The sequence below is a fragment of the Chryseolinea sp. H1M3-3 genome (assembly GCF_029360725.1).
GTDB lineage: Bacteria > Bacteroidota > Bacteroidia > Cytophagales > Cyclobacteriaceae > Chryseolinea.
The window spans coordinates 16,768-35,143 of the sequence record NZ_JARKMY010000019.1; the positions used below are offsets into that span (position 1 = coordinate 16,768).

Annotated in this window: 15 protein-coding genes; 5 read left to right on the plus strand and 10 right to left on the minus strand. The window is 42.0% G+C overall.

Features of this window, described 5'->3' with window-relative positions:
- Window positions 1-37: 37 nt before the first annotated feature.
- The 7 genes from P2W71_RS27350 to P2W71_RS27380 form a co-directional block, all read right to left on the minus strand.
- A complete protein-coding gene (locus P2W71_RS27350) occupies window positions 38-964 on the minus strand; it encodes a CPBP family intramembrane glutamic endopeptidase (RefSeq protein ID WP_276374684.1) in 927 nt (308 codons plus the stop codon).
- Complete coding sequence (locus P2W71_RS27355) at window positions 965-1,531, minus strand: Maf family nucleotide pyrophosphatase (protein WP_276374687.1); 567 nt, start codon at window positions 1,529-1,531, stop codon at window positions 965-967. It abuts the gene before it with no gap.
- Window positions 1,532-1,534: 3 nt separating this feature from the next.
- Complete coding sequence (locus P2W71_RS27360) at window positions 1,535-2,836, minus strand: DUF1015 domain-containing protein (protein ID WP_276374689.1); 1,302 nt, start codon at window positions 2,834-2,836, stop codon at window positions 1,535-1,537.
- A 124-nt stretch (window positions 2,837-2,960) separates the two neighbouring features.
- Window positions 2,961-4,997, minus strand: a complete 2,037-nt coding sequence (locus P2W71_RS27365) for a T9SS type A sorting domain-containing protein (protein WP_276374691.1) — start codon at window positions 4,995-4,997, stop codon at window positions 2,961-2,963.
- Window positions 4,972-5,772, minus strand: a complete 801-nt coding sequence (locus tag P2W71_RS27370; RefSeq protein WP_276374692.1) for a PASTA domain-containing protein — start codon at window positions 5,770-5,772, stop codon at window positions 4,972-4,974. Before P2W71_RS27370 ends, P2W71_RS27365 begins: the two co-directional genes overlap by 26 nt.
- A gap of 34 nt (window positions 5,773-5,806) precedes the next feature.
- Entirely contained in the window at window positions 5,807-6,892 is a 1,086-nt protein-coding gene (locus tag P2W71_RS27375; protein ID WP_276374693.1) for a D-alanine--D-alanine ligase family protein, read from the minus strand.
- A gap of 62 nt (window positions 6,893-6,954) precedes the next feature.
- Entirely contained in the window at window positions 6,955-9,858 is a 2,904-nt protein-coding gene (locus tag P2W71_RS27380) for a choice-of-anchor J domain-containing protein (RefSeq protein ID WP_276374695.1), read from the minus strand.
- 392 nt (window positions 9,859-10,250) lie between these two features.
- Between P2W71_RS27380 and P2W71_RS27385 the strand changes: the two genes are divergently transcribed.
- On the plus strand, window positions 10,251-11,090 hold the full coding sequence (locus P2W71_RS27385; RefSeq protein ID WP_276374697.1) for an OmpA family protein: 840 nt from the start codon (window positions 10,251-10,253) through the stop codon (window positions 11,088-11,090).
- Window positions 11,091-11,120: 30 nt separating this feature from the next.
- On the opposite strand, the gene P2W71_RS27390 is transcribed toward P2W71_RS27385, so the two are convergent.
- Together P2W71_RS27390 and P2W71_RS27395 are read right to left on the minus strand one after the other, a co-directional pair.
- Complete coding sequence (locus P2W71_RS27390; RefSeq protein ID WP_276374700.1) at window positions 11,121-11,378, minus strand: NifU family protein; 258 nt, start codon at window positions 11,376-11,378, stop codon at window positions 11,121-11,123.
- Window positions 11,378-12,472 (minus strand): Mrp/NBP35 family ATP-binding protein, encoded by a 1,095-nt coding sequence (locus tag P2W71_RS27395; protein WP_276374702.1) that lies wholly within the window; start codon window positions 12,470-12,472, stop codon window positions 11,378-11,380. The genes P2W71_RS27390 and P2W71_RS27395 overlap by 1 nt, the downstream gene beginning before the upstream one ends.
- Before the next feature lie 226 nt (window positions 12,473-12,698).
- On the opposite strand from P2W71_RS27395, the gene dnaG reads away from it, so the two are divergent.
- The 4 genes from dnaG to surE all read left to right on the plus strand — a co-directional run bounded on the left by dnaG (window position 12,699) and on the right by surE (window position 17,440).
- Window positions 12,699-14,654, plus strand: a complete 1,956-nt coding sequence (gene dnaG / locus P2W71_RS27400) for a DNA primase (RefSeq protein ID WP_276374703.1) — start codon at window positions 12,699-12,701, stop codon at window positions 14,652-14,654.
- A gap of 67 nt (window positions 14,655-14,721) precedes the next feature.
- A complete protein-coding gene (locus P2W71_RS27405) occupies window positions 14,722-15,939 on the plus strand; it encodes a bifunctional 3,4-dihydroxy-2-butanone-4-phosphate synthase/GTP cyclohydrolase II (RefSeq protein ID WP_276374704.1) in 1,218 nt (405 codons plus the stop codon).
- Window positions 15,936-16,592, plus strand: a complete 657-nt coding sequence (locus tag P2W71_RS27410; protein ID WP_276374705.1) for a hypothetical protein — start codon at window positions 15,936-15,938, stop codon at window positions 16,590-16,592. Before P2W71_RS27405 ends, P2W71_RS27410 begins: the two co-directional genes overlap by 4 nt.
- A gap of 71 nt (window positions 16,593-16,663) precedes the next feature.
- Window positions 16,664-17,440, plus strand: a complete 777-nt coding sequence (surE, locus tag P2W71_RS27415; RefSeq protein ID WP_276374706.1) for a 5'/3'-nucleotidase SurE — start codon at window positions 16,664-16,666, stop codon at window positions 17,438-17,440.
- On the opposite strand, the gene P2W71_RS27420 is transcribed toward surE, so the two are convergent.
- The gene (locus P2W71_RS27420; protein WP_276374708.1) at window positions 17,441-18,316 is read right to left on the minus strand and encodes an outer membrane beta-barrel protein; all 876 of its coding nucleotides are present in this window, start codon (window positions 18,314-18,316) and stop codon (window positions 17,441-17,443) included.
- Between the last annotated feature and the right edge of the window lie 60 nt (window positions 18,317-18,376).

Below are 18,376 nucleotides of genomic sequence, written 5' to 3' on the forward strand. Positions count from 1 at the left end.
AACGTTTCTCCCTCATAAACGAATTTTTCGAAACCCGTCACAATGACTTTTGAGTAAAGCCAATAATTTCCATCATCCAGGCTATTCCAACATGTACAATGACACCTCCCCAAACACTTTTTGTTTCATATGCAATTACACCCAAAAGATAGCCGCCAAAAATTGAACTGATAGCTTCCCCTAACGGTTTGCCTGTGTGTAGGAAGCAGTAGGTAACAGCCATAGCCAAGACCGCATGTCTGCCGAGAATATTGATCATGCCAATCACCATAAACCCTCGGAAAAGGAATTCGACTGTGATAAAATCAAAACCGTATGCGAATTCATAGATCGCTACCGTAACCCATTCAGGTACGCCTAATGTTAAATGAGCAGGCGATACTTTATACATCGGGTACTGTTTCAAAAAACTCGGAAGGAAAGAAGCTGCAATCATGATGGGCAGCATTATCATCAGCATTTGAAAATACGGGCGGGTATCGAAACGTTTGGGATGGAGACCATAGTAATGTTTTTCCTTGGCGTCGAAAAAAAGATACACAACGAATAACGGGAGAAGCACCGTAAATGCGCCAATAAGATTGACCACAACTTTATACGCCCAAAACTGTAATGAAGGATCAAACAATTCACTTATCCAGTCGCGCAAGAATGGAACGCTGCTATCCAGGCTTAATGCAGACAAACCAACCACGCTCTTGATCCAAAAAGTTTTGTTTCTAAAGAATTGAATTTTGGCAAAAACCGATGCGATAATGAGCGTGACATAATAAGCCGTAGCATAAAATAAAAAATAGTAAATAAACTTGGTGAACCCACGTTGGCTTTTTAAAACCAGGTCATCAAAATTAAATTTGTAATTAATGAAGAGCGCGACCGCTACAAAGACGAATACGAAACTGTACTGTTTTGCATTAAAATCCTCTTTTATATGCTGAACGAGGTACTTCCAGATCTTTTTCATTTACCAACGGATGAGGTGCTGATAAACTTTGTGAATGGGAAGGCCCATAACGTTGAAATAAGAGCCAACTATTTTTTGAATGGCAACCATTCCGATCCAATCTTGCGCGCCGTAAGCACCCGCTTTGTCAAAAGGTTTGTAATGGTCAACATAAAATATAATCTCATCAGCTGTAAGGGGTTGAAAAGTCACTTCGGTTAAATCGTCGAAACTAATTTCTTTTTCTTTTGAAAGGATGCAGACGCCGGTCATCACATTGTGGGTATTTCCAGAAAGGTTGGTAAGCATTTCAATTGCTTCGTTCCGGTCTAAAGGCTTATTAAGAATTTGACTTCCCAATATCACCACCGTATCAGCGGTAAGCACAATCTCATCCTTCATGGTCAATCTGAAGTACGCTGCTTTTTTTTCTGCCAAGTACTTTGCCACTTGGTCAAGGGGAAGGTCGTTGGGAAACGATTCATCAACATCAGGTTTTTCTACTGTGAAGGTAAATCCAGCTTCCCGCATCAGGTATTGACGGCGGGGAGAACTAGACGCTACTACCAAGGGCCGTTTGGAAATCATATTTTAAAAGGGAGCATAAAATGGAAGAGCGAACTCCAATTCATTTATGGAAGTAAATAAAAGCCCACTAATTGTTTTGGGATAAAAATAAGTGGATTTCTGCGGCATTGTGTATCCACTTTGGCAAATTCTTTTTACGTCTTCAATGGTTACTCCATTGGTTATGATAGCTATTTGTACCTCGCCTTGAATGACGTTCCTCATGCAATCGGGGAAACTATGATTAAACGACAGATGGTCCGATTGACGTTGTTCTTTGCCTGGAATTTTTAAGACTTTTTCGATAATGAAATAATGCATTACGGTTAGGTCAAGTCTTTTTACTTCATCGGGAAAAGGCCATTTCAATTTTTCAAAGGACTCGGCCTTCAACCTGACTTTGAATGCCTTGTCCTTAAACATTATTCCAAAGGCCCATTGCTTTCCCGCGATAACATCGGGGAGCGTATACATATCTTCAACTGGCCTTATAATAAAATCATCCTCCAATTTCCTAGCAATAGCGGCTTCATCAAAATCTGGTAGGTTATTCAGTAGCCTGTGTGTTGGCAGTATAATAAAATCGGCAGCTGCGGTGTTTGTCAGGTACATCAAATGAAAGTTGTATCCCGCCTTGCGTATATGCCCAGGGTGAAGCGCGTTTTGTTTTGCCTTATATATCAACGAAGCTTCATAACGATGGTGTCCATCTGCAAGAATCACCGTCTTGTCTTCTAGAACTGATATGAACTTCTTAATTACTTCGGCATCATGAATAACAGCCAGTACATTCCTGACTCCCTGGTAATCCTCCGTTTCGTAAATTGGATCTGTCATCGCAGCATCCATATAAGGTTCCAATTGAAAATCATTGTCTGTGTATAAACCATGCGTTGGACTGGAATGTAATTCAGTTTTTTCCAGAATGGACACGCTGTCATTGACCGTCTCCGGTATTGTATTTTCATAGCGAAGAACTACTTTCTCATCCCAGTCATAAGCACGAATGTGACAGATAAAACCTTTCCTGCAATATTCTCGCGGTGAGCTGCTGTGCGAAAAATACTGATAGTACACATAAATAGCCGGGATATCATCTTGAATCAAAATGCCATCTCGCTTCCATTCCTGCAGAAGCTTGGTTACATGGTCTTCGCCACCTGATTCCTCTGGAAGAGAAAGATGTATGCTATTATACGGAAGCTTATACAAGATATTTCTCTGCTTATCGGACATAACATCAAAAAGTGGCGATGTTAAGGCCTCGAGCGAAGCTGATAATTTTCTATTGTAACGCCACGGACGGATGGGAAGTATATCAGCCATTCTAAAGAAACAAATAAGCTAGTGCTAAGTTAAAATTTTCAGGGATAAGCTGTAGGAAAAGTTATAATTATCCGGAATACAAATTAGATTAGAAATGGATCACCAGTGGTATCGTATCAATGACTTACCGAACAACGATCTTCGATGAGAAAAACTGACCATCTTTGTGTAGTCGCAGAATGTATAATCCGGGGGATGGAGTTGATAATGTCACTCTTTGATTTTCACCTTCTGATTTTGCCGTAAAGGGTATGCGCTGGCCCGTGACAGTGCTAATATAAACTATATCAACACGAGCCGGTATAAAAAAGTCGCCCTGATTGGGATTAGGAAAAATTTCCGATTGAATTTTTTCTTCTGGTATACCAGTAATGATACCGCCGATCCCAAAGACTGGGCGGATCATAACAGCGCCAATAACATCGGTATTTTGATACCATGATCCATTAGTGTTGACGAATAGCTTTGCACCAGAATCATTGTTAGTATCTAGCCCCACTTTAAACGCACCACCCACGGGCGCTTTCCATCCAATATAAAACTTGCCTTCAACCAACAAATTTGTATCGCGAAATCTTATCTTCTTAAATTTATGAAGGCCATTTCTTGTGATGGTATAGCTGGGTAATGTATATAAGGCCGTGCCCGGCAGTCCGTCGATATCATTGTAGATTGTAAAATCAACGTTCAGGGTATTGGTAATACCATAATCCGGATAGTAGATATCGAATCCTATTAGTGTATCAGGATCTGCCTGGAGCATATCAAACCGATACGCGGCACGATTACCAAAAGCTGTTAATCCTACTGCATACTCAGCAAAGCCGTCATCATACGCATAATGATCTTTAAGGAAATATTCCGCGCGAATGGTGTCGTTGCTTCTAAAATCTAACGGTTGATATTTTGCCGGATCATAGTCGTTTGCAAATTCGCCTGTTTCCGGATTGAACGTATCGCCTGTGTACAACTGAACTTTCAAGCTGACAGAAACAGAGTCAGCATCCGGATCAAACTGTGACGCATCCAGTCGTTGTGGCACATGTTCAAGTGTTACTGTTTTCTTTTCATGTCTCAAAATGATACCAGTATTGCCGTCAATAGGAGAGGTGCTGTCGCCGAGCACCACCTCATACGGAATTGAGGGCAGACTATCCTTATAATGAATGAATGTACCGGTCGTCAGGTACGATAATGTTGAGATATCGTTTTGAGCATTAAAAACATCAAACTGTGGTGGCGTGATCGGATCCGATCCGGAACTTAAAAAATGATGATAGGGCATTGATCGATAACCATTGAACAAATTCGTAAGCGTAGATACAATGGTTCGGTCGGGTAAATAACGATCATCGGAGGTACGATTTTTATTCAAATAAATGTAGTCCAGATTCCAGGTATCGTAAGGCCCGGATAGACGGCCATAGTTTTTAAAGCGAAACTGAAAGCTCTCATGAAAAAAACGGTCCCCGTCAACTTTAACTAAAGTGTCATAAAACTTATCATTCGTAAAAGAAGATAAGGTCTGAATGGTCATTACATTTTCCCACACTCCCTGGTCATTTTTAAATTCAACACGTAAATAGTCATTTGGATCAGGCGGTTCACCATTGCCATACCATTGATAAAAGAAGCTTAGGTAGACAGAATTCCGTTCCGAAGCATCTACCTCATTGAGTCTGATGGGCTGTGATACCAGGCTATCTCTGAAACCATTGGAGACGGCCTGATCGGAATAGGGCAACTGCGCTGAGTCCAGCCCGTTAAACGTCGCCACGTTGATGGATGGAGGGTTAAGTCCCAATCCACTATTTATCTGTATGGTATAATTATTCACCCACAGTGAGTCAACAGGAAAGTTGGCAAGGGTATCGCCTATTTTATCTACCGGGGTCCAGGAAAAGTCATCCCAGAAAGGCAGTGATCGCGGGTTAAGTTCCTGCGTTCGGGCTGTTGAAGTTTTTGGTTTGAATTTCCCAGGAAAATGATCTGGCGATTGCGAAAGCGGATATACCCTGAGTTGTGCAGGGGAAGATGTTGCGATAAGAAGAAATGCTAAGACTGCTAAGACGGATAAATATCGGAAGCTAAATTTCAAATAATAGAATTTGGCTTCACGTTGATTTAGGGTCGTATCAATTTTCAACTTCTTCCTCATCATCAGAATCTGAAGTACCAGGTTTACCTATCCATAGATCAACGACGTCGCCTACCTTAATAATTTCTTTTGCTTCCGGTTTCTGCCTGATCACGACAGCACCGCCACCTGTAGTGTCACCCACGATAACGACATTTCCGAGATTAAGATTAGATCCGAAAATAACCACCTTGGCATCTTCAAGTGTTTGCCCCGTATAGTCTGGAGCTTCGAAATCTTTGCTTCCACCATCCATCACCACAAGGTCAATGGTTGATCCTTTCGGAACACGTTCAGAAGGGGCGATCACTTGGCCCTGAAACTTCATCTCCTTTACAACATTAAACGGACCAGGCACGAGTTCAATTTTGCCCCGCTTCAATTCATTACTTCTTAAAACTGCTTCCGCATTTACCACCGAACCATCAACAAGATTAGGAACGGGAACGGTTGGGGGGTTTATTCTATTTATCGAAATAAAAATGTTTCGACCTTCTTTTACCTTAGACCCTGCATGGGGGTATTGTTTTAAAACTGTGAGTGGAGGATATTCTTCCGAGTATGACGAGTCATTGATTTCGTATCGCAAATTTCGCTTAACTAAAAAATCCTCAAGCTCTTGCAGCTGCATTCCTTCGATGTTTGGAACCGTGATGCTTTGGCCGTGATTGGTTGTGTTGGGGAGGTAGGCAAAAAAATATAAAACACATAATATACCCAGTAAGGCACCAGCCAGAAACAAATGGATGATAACTCCTCCTAACGTATTTCTTTTGTATTTCAGTATCCCAAACTTCATGCTCAGTTCTTTCGATTATAGCAAATATAACACATCAGAATTTTAAGGCAGACTGAAAGTCGTGTTCAATCCGTTTACTCCGGTCGTAACGTTCCTGGGCCAGGTTAAGTAGTCTTGTAATAAGGTCAGAAAAACCCACACCTCGCTCTTTCCACATCATAGGATACATGCTGGAGTTGGTAAAGCCTGGAATGGTATTGATTTCGTTGATGAAGATCTTACCTTTTTTTGTCAGGAAAAGATCAACTCGTGAAAAATCCTGGCAGTGCAACACTTCGTAAGCCTTTACTGAAACACCTCTGATTTTATCTGCAACTGCCTTCGTTAGTTTTGCAGGGACGTGGATCTGAACGGCGACCGGATCGACATATTTAGCATCGAAGGTATAGAATTCATAATTCTTGCTAATCACAATCTCCCCCGGAAAAGAAGCTTCGGGCGGATTATTGCCTAATATTGCACATTCGATTTCCCGGCCGGTGATAAATTCCTCCGCCAGGATTTCTTCATCATATCTGAAGCCATCTTCTATCGCTTTCTTAAAATCTGTTTTGTTCTTCACCTTAGTTACACCCACCGACGAACCAAGACTTGCTGATTTAACCATGAACGGTAATCCTAACTTTTTTGACAGCGCAGTGAAGGTGATTTTGTTTTTCTCTGTGTACCTGAAAGTGACAAAATCTGTTACCGGCAATCCAGCCTGCCGCATCAAACGCTTTGCGACAATTTTATTCATCGCTAACGCGGAACCCAGTACGCCTGTGCCGACCATCGGAACATCCATGGTTTTGATAAGTCCCTGCACGCTGCCATCCTCTCCGTCAGTGCCATGGAGTACGGGGAAAATGATGTCCACCTTGAAACGATCGCCGCTGGAGAGCAAAACAAAACCGGGATTTGCCGGATCGAGCAACAGTCCAAGCGCCTTACCTTGTTCGATATCTTTGCTGACACCATTGGTCAGGAACCATTGACCGCTTTTGCTGATTCCCATCGGAACCGGCTCAAACTGATCTTTGTCGATGTATTCGAAAATGTTTTTGGCTGAATTTACCGATACTGCATGCTCGACGGAGCGTCCGCCATAAAGGATGGCTACTTTCTTCTTGTTCGACATTAAAAAATATTTATTCCGAAAGATAAAAAATCATTATTGTTATCGACACTAACACAACGTACTCATTTCAGAATAATTACCCTATCCGTAAAAATTCCAGTCTCTGTTGTAGCCCGAATAACGTAGGTTCCTGCCGGGATATCAGGCACAAAAAGCGTATACGTCTGGTTTAAAACATTTGGTGGTGATTCACTGATCAATACCCTACCCATCAAATCGATCACTTCAATTACTACCCGCCCCTTCATGTCCAGGTCAAAAGTAATCTGTAAAGGTTTCTCATCCTGATTATAAATTCTAAACGGATTAGGATGGACTACAAAGGAAAAGTCGCTGGTCGTTGGTTTTGCAGAAACAAAGAATTCGATATTGTCCAAGTAAATATTGTTGCTATTGCCGTTGGTAAAAACAAAGGCGATCCGTACTTGTCCTTCGCCTGCAAGATCCAGCGCATCAAGGTTCACCCTTTGCCAGTTCGCACTGCCAGGTTCCCAAACAGAATTGGATGACTCGCCGTTGGCAAGTTGCGTGCGCGACTTGTCGAATAAGGTATCGGTGTAAGTAAGACCACAATCAGTAGAAGCAAGGACCTGGAGCTGATCAATCAAATCGCCTCTGAAGGCATAAGAAAGATCGAATGAAATACTCGCTTCAACGGCCGCGCTAAAGTCCAGCACCGGACTAACCAGCCAACTTTCATCGCCAATGGTTGAATTATTGAAGCCATTAAAAAAGAGGGTAGTATTAGATTCAATGCGTTTAGTCTCCCAGTTCATTCCTCCGAATGGATTAATAACGGTCCATTGATCTTCGAAAGGTTCCTCAAAGGTTAGTCGGATTGGAATTTCATCTGCAGCATCGCTAACCACATTATACAGCGTTACAGTATTATTGGCAGTATTAGCATCGGGCAGACCATTGGGTTCTAACAATTCAACGAATAAAGTATTTTGGCCGGTTGATAGGGTAATCGGAGGGAGCTGCAATTCAAGTTGAGACCCGCCAAAAAGATTTAGTCCGGAAAAGGTTTGTTCTACGGAATTTTGTCCGTTTACTGTTATCCTGGCTTTAACGGAGGTTACTAATGTGCCGGAATTTTGAACCAGTATTTTGGGTGAGATTTGATTCAAACAAACTACTGGCCGCGGCGAAATTACTTCCTTTAGAGCGACATCATTTAAAGGAGTTGTAACGATGGTAACGTTGTCGAGGTACAAATTATTTCCCCAATCATTAATTCCGACAAAAGCGAGTTGCAGGTTACTTTGTCCAACGAAGGCGCTCAGGTCAATGAACTCATTTCGCCAGTGCGAATCCCGAGTTGGAATGAATTCATTGGTGGTGGGCGATCTAGTTTCCAAGGTTGCGCCCGCTTTGTCATACACCACTGTTCCTTGATTAACATCGGCATTACAGTTCGACAGTACCACTACCTTAAGTCCATCGTTATCATCCTGGAATCGTGCATAGGCTACATCAAACAATAGTAATGCTACTGTTTCATCGGTTAAGTCAAAAACGGGTGTTATTAAAAGGTCAATCTCACCAAGGTTGTCTTCATAATTATAGAAATCCATTTTCATGGCAGTGTTTGAAGGTTCGCCTTTTGGTGCCGTTGCCAGTTGCCAGGTTGTTTTATTGTCGGGGTTCACAATTTGCCACGAAGCAGGTAGGGAATTGAAATTTTCTGTTATGGGAAGTAACGCACGCTCTGGTATTATCACGGATCGGCTTATAATATTATTTGTACTGCTTCCATCGGTTACATTGTTTGTTAAGACAATTTCATAGGTAACGGTGTGGGTACCGCTTGTAAGACTTACCGGAGAAAAGCTTAACGTTGTAGATGCCAAAGGCGAAAGGCTGACTGTAAAACTTTTCGATTCCACCAAGGCGCCGTCAATTTTTAAACTCACTAATGTTGAAGTCACAGTGTTGCTTCCATAGTTTCTGACATCCACCACGGGAGTAACAACAGAAGAACACTCACCGCTGAGTGGCGATATAATTTCTCGGACGCCGATATCATTTGGAGTGGGCATGGGCGCTGATAATCCATGGGAGGTAAGCAAACTGGCTCTTCGTGGGCTGCTTTCAAGAACTGTCATCATGCGCTCAACCTGGTTGATCGTGAATAAATTCATACAGGCATCATCTGTATAATCCAGAAAATTCTGGTACATGGTTGAAACCCCACAAGAGGTCTGAGGACTGGATGGACATCCACTCGAATTTCCCCCCTGGTTGGGTGTATCATTTACATAGTCGGATCCATCACATTCACCATCATCATCGCCCCAGGTATGGCGTAAACCAAAGAAGTGCCCTACCTCATGCGTTGTGGTCCTGCCTTTCCTGTATTTGGTCAGGAGGTTAAAAGACCCATAATCGTCAGAACCAAAAGCATTGTAAACAATCACAACGCCATCGGTCCATCGGTTATCAGATGAGTTGTCGAGACCGGGCAAATTGGAAACCGGGAACTGTGCATAACCAAGCAGGCCCAACAGGTTGCATACCCAAATATTCAGATAGTCTTCCGCGGGCCAATAACTTTGTGATTTTATCTTATAATTATCATTGATGGACCACGTTGATTGCGTGCCTTGAACGCGAACAATCCCGTTAGTGGCAAACCCCTCAGGATCTTGTTTAGCAAGAACAAATTCAACATCGAGGCTACCTGCCAGCGACTGAAATTCCGGTGGTGTCTGTGAAGCATCGGTATTGAGCCTTGTAAAATCCTTATTAAGCACAGCAATTTGTGAAAGAACCTGAGCGTCACTGATATTTTTTCCAACACCGATAGGCTCTCCGTTATGAATAACATGCACAACCACGGGAATTGTATAAGTGGACTGCTGTCGTTGAAGGCGATCCTGTTTCGTGCTGCGCAGCCGGCGTTCCAGCCATTGTTCAAACTGTATCCTGTTTTGGTTAAAATTTCCACCCTGTAAAGACTTCATATACGGAACCGTGCCACATCGATCTTGAGCAATGGTTAAGGATGGAATTGTGGCAAAAACCAGGAGTGGTAAACACCTAAAAATAAAAATTATCAGCCGCACAAAATTCGTAGGGTCAACGATTCAATATGCTCAAATATAAGAAGAGTAAGCGATTTTTTGATGGGCGATGCATTCCATAGACTTTGCCAAAATGTAATATTCCAATTTCTGTAGAGGTTTGCATAAAAAATTCTCAAAGTTGGAAGCCGAAACATTGGCGAGGCTTTTAAAATACTGTCGAATTGCGCAAAGGCTGCGTTTTTAATTGGAAAAAGGCCCTTGGGGTACGAGGTAAGGGTTTTCCATGACAGGGTATGTTTTTAGTAGTCTTTTGCACAAACCTGTCAGCTATGAGTACCTTGATCCATCACTTGTCTGCTCGGTCAATCATCTTTCGTCATTGCTTCCTTATCTCAGCTGTAATTGCATTGTTGTTTTCAACTTCATTACAGGCACAGGATTACAGGAAGTCAAACAAAAAACATCACCGGAATTATTATAGAAAACAGACAACTTTATATGCGCATGCTTGTAGTCTACTGGAGCGCAAGCGCAACCAAAAACCTAAAAAGGAACGGATCGCAAAAAGCTACAGAACGAACATGAATTCTGTATTGTCTATCGATCCCAATACTGTGACTGCAAAAGCGGGCGACAGGCAACCAGACTTAAAACCTACTGCTAAACCCTCACCTGTAAAACCCAAAATTGAAGAAATCAGTCCTGAAAAGTTAAACGAATTGCACAAGAAGGAAGATATAGTTCTTGAAAAAAATCACCTACCTAAGCCAACCTCTGAAAAGCATGAGCAGATCCGAAGGATGGTGGGTGAAAAAATTGCCAGCAAGAAAGATATTTTTCCACTTACATTGGATCCATTGTATTTCAATTTTGATCAGGATGAATTTTCAATCGTCGACATGGAGCCGTTCATAATTGCGGCAGAGTATGCATTACAAGGAAGAACCGTTCTGATTGAAGGCCATACCGATAGCCAGGGCCAGGATACTTATAATGTCCGGTTATCTATCAAACGGGTGCAAAAAATCAGGCAGCTTATGTTGGATATGGGCGTGCCGGATGATCGGATTTCTATTGTGGGATACGGCGAAGAACACACAAAAGTCAAGGATAATACTACCGAGGGAGGGCGTCAACTCAATAGAAAAGTTGACTTCACTGTATTTTAACCTAAGATAGTCCGTTAGAAGAATAGCTGATCAATTAAGTGGAATCAGGTTGACGACTTGAATGGATTTTATTTCCGGAACGTCTCTTTTAATAGCCGCTTCCACACCTGCTTTAAACGTCATGGTGGACATACTGCAATTACCACATGCGCCTACAAATTCTAACTGCACCACATGATCTTCCGTAATATGATTGATTTTCACATCACCCCCATCTGCCTTAAGGTAAGGTCGAATTGAATTGAGGGAAGATTCTATTTTCTGGGTAAGTTCTTCTATCGTGCTCATTAGACTTTTAATTCAACCTTTTTGGTTTGTGTAAAGTTAGCATTTCTTATTGCAATATGCCGCGCCAAAGTTTCAGCAAGGTCTTTAAATGCGGTAGCTGTTATCCCATCTTTCAAAACTGCCGGTAGTCCGCTATCGCCACTTTCTCTTATGCTTTGAACCAGCGGAATCTGGCCAAGCAGTGGAACATTGTATTTTTCCGATAAGTTCTTACCCCCGTCTTTTCCAAAAATATAGTATTTATTGTTTGGCAATTCCTCGGGCGTGAAGTAGGCCATGTTCTCGATGACACCTAAAACCGGGACATTGATTTGGGGCTGTTTAAACATAGCTAATCCCTTGTTCGCATCCGCTAAAGCCACTTTTTGTGGGGTAGTAACGATTACTGCACCGGTCACAGGTACCGTTTGAACAAGTGTTAAATGAATGTCGCTGGTACCTGGGGGCAGATCAATTAACAGGTAATCCAATTCGCCCCATTCGGCATCCGCGAAAAATTGCTTTAGGGCCGAACTTGCCATGGGACCCCGCCACACAACCGCGCTATCGGGGGGTGTTAAAAAACCAATCGAAATCAGTTTGACACCATATTGTTCTATGGGTATAATGATGTTCTTCCCATTCACCTGTTTTACAGCGGGCTGCTCGAACTCACAATTGAACATCGTAGGGATGGAGGGACCGAAAATATCAGCATCGATCAGACCCACTTTTGCTCCCGCTTGCGCCAGCGCTACCGCTAGATTCGTGGTGACAGTAGACTTTCCGACACCACCTTTTCCGGAAGCAATAGCGATGATGTTTTTAACTTTTGGAAGCAACGGAGCGTTGTCTCGAAGTGTCGTAACAGAGGAGGTAATGAAGATGTCTATCAAGACATTAGGGCGCACCACTTTTCGCACGGCATCTTCACAATCCTGCCTGATTTTTTCTTTAAGCGGGCATGCCGGTGTGGTAAGAACTACGGTAAAGCTAACGGCTGATTCAGTAATTTTAATATCCTTAATCATCCCAAGACTGACCAGGTCTCGTTTTAAGTCAGGATCTTCAACAGTTGATAAAGCTTTTAATATATCGGATTGAGTCATGTTCAAAATGCAATTTTACAGGTCGCGTTACAATCGGGCCGCAATTTAGTGTAGAAAGTCGACATGCCATAGCCAGTATTTATAGTATATCCGGACTTAAATCCAATATTCCCATTAACTAATTCCGTTACTCATTTTCAAGCCGTAACCCGTATCTTTGAGGATAAGTAAAAGGTAAAAAGTACTTTCACGCTTATTTTCGACAAGTACCTGGAAAACGGATAACAGAACATTGATTTCCCGCGAAACCATAGATGAAATAAAAAACCGAATCGACATTATCGATGTCGTTGGTGATTTTATAACGCTGAAACGGTCTGGTCAGAATTATAAGGCCCTCAGCCCGTTTACGAATGAAAAGACAGCATCCTTTTATGTTGTCCCCTCCAAAGGAATATTCAAAGACTTTAGCAGTGGCAAAGGTGGCGATGGTATAAGCTTCGTTATGGAACACGAGGGCATGAGTTATGTCGAAGCTCTTCGTTATCTGGCAAAAAAATATGGCGTCGAAATAAAAGAAGAGGCAGTTGGCCAACAGCAACTGCTTCAGCAAAGTGATCGCGATAGTTTGTACATCGTCATGAACTATGCGAAAGACTATTATCGGGAATTGCTTTTTCAAACCGATGAAGGCCGTAGCGTTGGATTAAGTTATTTCCGCGAACGCGGCTTCAATGACAGAACCATCGAGAAGTTTGAGTTAGGCTACAGCATAAAGGAATGGGATCACTTTCATAAAAAAGCTGTAGCAGCGGGTTACAGCGACGACATGCTTGAAAAGGCTGGTCTGGTGATCAGGAAAGAGAACGAACAAACCAACACCGTTCGCTTCTATGATCGCTTTCGCGGAAGGGTAATTTTCCCGGTTCACAACCTTGCGGGAAAAGTTGTGGCCTTCGGTGCACGTATTTTAACAAAAGAAAAAGATCAACCGAAATATATCAATTCGCCGGAAACTGAGATCTACCATAAAAGCAATGTGCTTTATGGAATGTTTCAGGCGAAGAATGCGATTCGCCGCGAAGACTTTTGTTACCTGGTAGAAGGTTATACCGATGTCATCTCAATGCATCAGGCGGATGTCGACAACGTTGTAGCATCGTCTGGAACAGCGCTTACCGAAGAACAAATCAAACTCATTCGTCGCTTCACTGAAAATGTGACCATGTTGTTCGACGGTGATGCAGCCGGAATAAAAGCGGCGATTCGTGGTGTTGATCTGGTATTAAAAGGAGGTCTGAATGTGCGTGTTGTATTGTTGCCTGATGGCGAAGATCCCGACAGCATGTCCAGGAAGATGGGCAGTACGGAATACAAACAATTCCTGAAAAGTCAGACCAAAGATTTTATTTCTTTTAAGATTGATTTGCTGGCGGCCGATGCAGCACACGATCCTATTAAGAAAGCAGAAGCTATCCGCGAAATCATCACCAGTATCTCCCTCATTCCTGACCCGATAAAACGCTCGGTTTATATCCAGGAAACCGGGCACTTGTTGAAGATTTCAGAATCGATGCTCTTGAATGAACTCAATAAGATTGTGGTTCAGGAAAGAAAGAAAAAAGATTCGGATCACAAGAAAGATACGCCAAAGGACGTTCAATTTGCGGACGATATTACCGCCGAAATCTCTTCCGTTTATAAGCTCGATACGAAACGGATGGAGCAAATCCAGGAACGCGAGGTAATACGCTTATTGCTGAACTATGCCGATAGCGAACTGGAGGAAGACATAGATCTGGTAAGTTATTTTATTTCTGAATTTGAAGACCTTGAGTTCTCGAATGAAACATATGCAAAGATCTATCATGACTTTTATGAAGCCAAGACACGTGGTGAACTTATCGATTCAGCTTATTTTTTAAATCACGGCTCGGAAGATGTAAAGAAACTGATCGCAGAACTTACCACACGAAAGTATTATGTGAGCCCACATTGGGGAGATAAGTATCATATCATCTTTCATGATGAAAAGGAAAAGATTGTAGAACACGCACATCAAAATGTACTCAGGAGAAAATACAGGTACGTACAAAGGTTGATTGAAGAAAATAAGGAAAAACTTAAGGACGCTGAAAAAAGTAAAAGCATAGAAGAGATCGATGACTTGGTCGAAACCCAGACGCGTTTAAAGAGTGCAGATCTCGAAATTGCAAAACAACTCGGAATAGTATCAGGAAAGTATTAATAAGGAACGCAGAGATTTTTTTTAGTGTTAAATTACTTGATCTGACCGTCGTTCAACTAAAATGTATATGAGCGGAATAAAATTAGATACCATCGAAGATGCCATTGAAGATATCAAGAATGGCAAAGTAATTATTGTTGTAGACGATGAAGACCGCGAGAATGAAGGCGACTTTATTTGCGCTGCGGAGACCATCACACCAGCTATTGTGAATTTTATGGCAACACACGGACGCGGATTGATTTGCGTGCCCCTGATTGAAGACCGGTGTGAAGAACTGGGACTTGATATGATGGTGGGAAAAAATACCGCTATCTATGAAACACCGTTTACCGTATCCGTTGATTTGCTTGGACATGGATGTACAACAGGTATATCCGCTCACGATCGTTTTAAAACAATTCGCGCGCTGGTTGATCCGGAGACAAAGCCGGAAGAGTTAGGAAGACCCGGTCATATTTTTCCTCTAAAAGCCAAACGTGGTGGCGTATTAAGAAGATCGGGTCATACAGAAGCGGCAATAGATTTCGCGAGATTGGCCGGCTTTAAACCTGCGGGCGTGCTGGTCGAAATAATGAATGAAGATGGGTCTATGGCGCGTTTACCAGACCTTGTTAAAGTTGCAGAGCGATTTAATTTAAAGCTCGTAACGATTAAAGATTTGATTGAGTACCGGATAAAGAAAGAAACATTAATCCGGCGCGAGATCGAGGTGGATATGCCTACTGAATTTGGCCATTTCAAATTAGTTGCCTTCGATCAGCTAAATTCTAATGAGGTGCACATGGCGTTGGTAAAGGGTACGTGGGAGAAAGATGAACCTGTTCTCGTGCGTGTCCACTCTTCGTGCGTTACGGGCGACATTTTTGGTTCATGTCGTTGCGATTGTGGTTCACAACTTCATGCGGCGATGGAAATGGTTGACCGCGAGGGCAAAGGGGTTGTGTTGTATATGAAACAAGAGGGCCGTGGCATCGGTTTACTAAATAAACTTAAAGCATATAAATTGCAGGAGCAGGGTCTGGATACGGTGGAGGCGAATTTAAAGTTAGGCTTCGAAATGGATGAGCGCGACTATGGTGTGGGTGCTCAGATCATTCGAAATTTAGGTATAACCAAAATCAGGTTAATTACGAATAATCCTAAGAAGCGGGTAGGTTTAATGGGATACGGATTAGAAATAGTTGATAACGTGCCTATTGAAATTATTCCCAATCCTCATAATGAAAAGTATTTGATGACGAAGCGTGACAAACTCGGACACACGATTTTAAAACATAAATGAGTAAGATCATCCCTTTGCCGGATTTTAGAAATAGGATAGGTGCTGGAATGTTTTTCGGCATTATGGCGCTGCTATTTTTTCCGCCAAAACAGATTCATGCGCAACAGTTTCCATCGGATCTGTGGCATGAAGGGAAAATTGTCCTTCTTGAAGGCGATACATTAAGAGGAAATGTGAAATATGATCTCCAACAAGACCTGGTTCAATACAGCGTTGCGAATCAAAGAACAACAGCATTTAGCGCGCGAAAGGTTTTATTTTTTGAAATATTCGACACTTCGGTAAGAAAATACCGGCAATTTTTCGCATTGCCGTATTCGACGACATCGAGTTACAAGGCACCTGTTTTTTTTGAATTGTTGGAAGAAGGAAAGATGACCTTGCTATCTCGCGAATCCGTTGAATACAGAACATACAATTCTCCTTATTACATGGGGTCTTATTCGCGACTCGTTCTGGTTTACAAATATTTTTTTCTGGACGAGAATGGAAATATTTCGGAGTTCAATGGCAACAAAAATGACTTATTGAATTTGATGAATAAGAAATCGGAGGAGGTAGAAAAATATATTAAATCCAATAAGCTTAAGTATGATGAAAAATACGATTTTGCCAGAATCGTTGCCTACTATAATTCACTTTTTGGAACGTGATCATGTGTTTGTTTTTAGACAGACAGCATATTTTTTAAACTTAGATCTATCGACTAATCTTATTATTTTAAATGAAGCCCCTTATTCTCGTCTCTAATGATGATGGTATTACATCAAAAGGAATTCTAACGTTGGTAAATGCAATGAAACAATTAGGGGAGGTGATTGTCGTGGCGCCGGATGGACCTCAATCCGGCATGGGGCATGCGATAACAGTAGGGGAAACGTTGCGTCTCGAGGAGAATTTTATATTTGAAAATGTTAAAGCTTACGAATGCTCAGGGACGCCTGCGGACTGCGTAAAGATTGCACGTCATTTTGTGTTTAAGGACGGACGTCAACCGGATGTAATTGTCAGCGGCGTAAATCATGGCAGTAATACTTCCATCAGCGTGTTATATTCAGGAACAATGTCAGCTGCCATTGAAGGCGCTATTGAAGGAACACCGGCGATTGGGTTTTCCCTTTGTGACTTTTCTTATGATGCCGACTTTTCCCACATCGAAGAGTACCTGATAAAAATTACCAAACAAGTTTTAGATAAGGGATTACCAAAGGGTATTGCGTTAAATGTAAATTTTCCGCCCAAACGGAATGAGAATATTAAGGGCATTCGTATTTGCAGACAAGCGAATGCAAAATGGGTAGAAGATTTTGATATGCGTTACGATCCCAATGGACGTCGCTATTTTTGGATGATAGGTAATTTTGTAAACTTCGATAAGGGTGAAGACAATGATGAATGGGCCATCGCTAATAACTATGTGTCTGTTGTACCTTGCCAGTTCGACCTCACAGGACATCAGGCTATTCCATTGCTAAACGAAGACTGGGAAATCCTTGACTGATTATTGAAGTTTTACTTGTACACCTGCATTCGCGCTCACAGAACTCATCGCAACCGGGAAGCGTAGGTTTCGATTGGGTACATTGACATTGTCATTAGCTTTGTCGCTGTCATTTTCAATTTTATCGACATACACCGTTTTACGAACGTTCGGCGTAAGCGTACCGATTTTATCTTCACCGTTTATGATGTAGTGGGTAATTTCACTTTCCTTGGGATAATAATTCATTCCCGTAAAAACTATCTCTGAAAAAAGCGTTAATTTTTTATTCACAATGACGCTCACACCAACGGCGCCCCGAAGTCCCAAAGTAAATCCTCCTTTGAATTTTGTGTTATGCGACTCAGTTGTTACTGTCCCGTTTTCATCTGCTGTACGAATCATCGCACTACGAAAATTTACTTTGCTAAATATCGGTCCAACAAGAAAGTAAGGTGTAAAATCTCTTCTTTGAGTCATAAACTTAAGTGCTGGGGTAAAGGATATCGCCCTGCTCTTAAATGTTTCGGATTCACTCGTGATATTCCGGTTCTCTAAATATACGTCTGTAAATGAAGAACGCGTGGTATATTCTTTTCCAACAGCATAGCCGATGCCGAGCTCCAAGCCTATGTTTTCAGAAAGTGTGTAACAAAATGCCCCTGATGCATTCCATCCTGCGCCATAAGAACCTTTCATATTTTCATGTGAGCTTGTTGCTCTTGAAACTTCATAACCGGTCTCTGTATTCAGAGTGGTAGTAGATGTTGACGATGAATTAGTTCCAATAGGTTGTGATATCCACGGTATTCCATATCCGACGCCAAACTTAAACGATTGGGCCTGCGCAAATGCAAAAGCGATCACGGCGACCAAAGTCATTACTACTTTTTCCATTAATTTTTAGTTTAGGATGAATGATTTCGGAAAGCCGCTGCAATAACGGTCCAAAAAAAA

Coding starts and splice junctions, on each gene's coding strand:
- P2W71_RS27350 (WP_276374684.1), bottom strand. CDS start 964: ATGAAAAAGATCTGGAAGTACCTCGTTCAGCATATAAAAGAGGATTTT.
- P2W71_RS27355 (WP_276374687.1), bottom strand. CDS start 1,531: ATGATTTCCAAACGGCCCTTGGTAGTAGCGTCTAGTTCTCCCCGCCGT.
- P2W71_RS27360 (WP_276374689.1), bottom strand. CDS start 2,836: ATGGCTGATATACTTCCCATCCGTCCGTGGCGTTACAATAGAAAATTA.
- P2W71_RS27365 (WP_276374691.1), bottom strand. CDS start 4,997: ATGATGAGGAAGAAGTTGAAAATTGATACGACCCTAAATCAACGTGAA.
- P2W71_RS27370 (WP_276374692.1), bottom strand. CDS start 5,772: ATGAAGTTTGGGATACTGAAATACAAAAGAAATACGTTAGGAGGAGTT.
- P2W71_RS27375 (WP_276374693.1), bottom strand. CDS start 6,892: ATGTCGAACAAGAAGAAAGTAGCCATCCTTTATGGCGGACGCTCCGTC.
- P2W71_RS27380 (WP_276374695.1), bottom strand. CDS start 9,858: ATGAAGTCTTTACAGGGTGGAAATTTTAACCAAAACAGGATACAGTTT.
- P2W71_RS27385 (WP_276374697.1), top strand. CDS start 10,251: ATGAGTACCTTGATCCATCACTTGTCTGCTCGGTCAATCATCTTTCGT.
- P2W71_RS27390 (WP_276374700.1), bottom strand. CDS start 11,378: ATGAGCACGATAGAAGAACTTACCCAGAAAATAGAATCTTCCCTCAAT.
- P2W71_RS27405 (WP_276374704.1), top strand. CDS start 14,722: ATGAGCGGAATAAAATTAGATACCATCGAAGATGCCATTGAAGATATC.
- P2W71_RS27410 (WP_276374705.1), top strand. CDS start 15,936: ATGAGTAAGATCATCCCTTTGCCGGATTTTAGAAATAGGATAGGTGCT.
- surE (WP_276374706.1), top strand. CDS start 16,664: ATGAAGCCCCTTATTCTCGTCTCTAATGATGATGGTATTACATCAAAA.
- P2W71_RS27420 (WP_276374708.1), bottom strand. CDS start 18,316: ATGGAAAAAGTAGTAATGACTTTGGTCGCCGTGATCGCTTTTGCATTT.